The organism is Komagataeibacter intermedius TF2 (assembly GCF_000964425.1).
GTDB lineage: Bacteria > Pseudomonadota > Alphaproteobacteria > Acetobacterales > Acetobacteraceae > Komagataeibacter > Komagataeibacter intermedius.
Genome location: NZ_BANF01000230.1, coordinates 1 through 459, shown reverse-complemented (window position 1 = coordinate 459; position 459 = coordinate 1). Strand labels below are relative to the sequence as shown.

Below are 459 nucleotides of genomic sequence, written 5' to 3'. Positions count from 1 at the left end.
TGGAGGACACGAGCCCTGAGGAGTTCGAAGCCTGCTCTTCCGAACATGGTTCGCTTGATCATTTTCAATCGGCTGATCTGTCCTTCAACCGGGCTGGTTGTCCATGGTGTGACGAGAGAAGCTTCAATGGCAGCAGCATCCCGTTCAAGCGCAGGTATCAAACGCGATAGCAGCGTCGTTTTCCCTTCTTCCAGCAGGGCCTTCAGATCGCCTTCCTTTCTGGTGTCCTCCTTTTTACAGAGGAGGTTCTGCATTTTCCTGAGCCAGCAGAGCGTGACAGCGAGTTGCGGTTCGGCTTCCAGAAGGGCAGGAACAAGTAGCCCGTCCTGTCGTCCAGCAGACAATGGATCATCTGCAAGAAGAAGGCGTGCAAGTTTGCGCCCCAGAGGGGGCGAGACATACGCGGAAGAAATGGGTTTCGTGGAAATACCCTGTCGCGTCGTCACCCATTTCCGGACA

At 54.9% G+C, this 459-nt stretch carries 1 protein-coding gene; it reads right to left on the bottom strand.

Annotated elements, in window-relative coordinates:
* Nucleotides 1–459: transposase (locus tag B7449_RS16575; protein WP_148431377.1), on the bottom strand; the 459-nt coding region annotated here is incomplete at both ends.